This is a genomic window from Vibrio sp. 1069 (assembly GCF_033340555.1).
On the sequence record NZ_JAWOWP010000219.1, the window covers coordinates 1 to 843 of the forward strand.

The following is an 843-nucleotide window of genomic DNA, read 5'->3' on the forward strand; positions in this document are numbered from 1 at the left end:
AACAAGTGCAAAAGCTAGAGAATGTGACGCTATTCATGCCAGCGCGCTGTGCGACACTCGCGGTCGGTGAACAAGAGAGTTGGTTAACGCTCGATAACGGCCAAGCGATGACAGCGAAGCTGGTGGTGGGCGCAGATGGCGCGAATTCGTGGCTGCGTAACCAGATGGATATTCCTTTGACGCATTGGGACTACGGTCACCATGCGTTGGTTGCTAATGTGAAAACAGCGGATCCGCACCACAGCATCGCGCGTCAGATTTTTACACCTCACGGGCCTTTGGCATTCTTGCCAATGTCTCAACCAAACATGTGTTCTATCGTCTGGTCTACAGAGCCAAACCGAGCGGAAGAATTGCTGGTCATGAGCGATGAAGCGTTCAACAAAACGCTAACCAGCGAATTCGATGCTCGTTTAGGCGTGTGTGAAGTGGTGGGAGGGCGAGCGGCGTTTCCGCTAAAAATGCGTTATGCCCGAGACTTTGTAGTTGAGCGTGTTGCACTGGTTGGCGATGCGGCTCATACCATCCACCCATTAGCAGGCCAAGGCGTGAATCTCGGCTTATTGGATGCAGCCAGCCTGGCGCAAGAAGTACTGACTCTTTGGAAACAAGGGCAAGACATTGGTAGTAAACGCAATCTGCGTGGCTATGAGCGTTGGCGTAAGGCTGAAGCGGCGAAGATGATTGCGGCGATGCAAGGTTTCCGTGATTTATTCTCTGGTGGCCATCCAGCGAAAAAACTGGTTCGCGGTATTGGCTTGAGTTTAGCGGGACAATTACCGGGTGCTAAAGATGAGATCATGAAACGTGCACTGGGTTTGAAGGGGCACCTACCAGAACTGG

1 protein-coding gene is annotated in these 843 nt (G+C 52.3%); it reads left to right on the plus strand.

The window, feature by feature from the left end; all coding sequences use genetic code 11:
- On the plus strand, positions 1 to 843 hold an 843-nt coding region (locus tag R7040_RS25570), incomplete at both ends, for an FAD-dependent monooxygenase (protein WP_318097441.1).